Raw genomic sequence first — 213 nt, 5'->3', positions numbered from 1 at the left:
AACACCTTTGTTACCGTGACGACCCGCCATTTTATCACCCTCGTGAATCTTACGCTTCTGAACGATGTAAGCACGGATCAACTGGTTGACACCAGGTGAGAGCTCGTCCCCATTATCGCGGTCGAAGATTTTGACGTCGAGAATGATTCCATCACCACCGTGTGGAACACGGAGAGATGTATCACGGACTTCACGTGCTTTTTCACCGAAGAT

General features: G+C 49.3%; 1 protein-coding gene. It reads right to left on the bottom strand.

The genetic code is table 11. The annotated features are described in order from the left end of the window. Positions 1-213 (bottom strand): hypothetical protein (locus B3S86_RS15075; protein WP_290754245.1); only part of this gene is annotated, 213 nt, incomplete at both ends.

It is taken from the genome of Exiguobacterium sp. UBA3968, assembly GCF_002385115.1.
In the GTDB taxonomy this organism is placed as follows: domain Bacteria; phylum Bacillota; class Bacilli; order Exiguobacteriales; family Exiguobacteriaceae; genus Exiguobacterium_A.
This window is presented reverse-complemented; position numbering and strand designations above follow the sequence as displayed.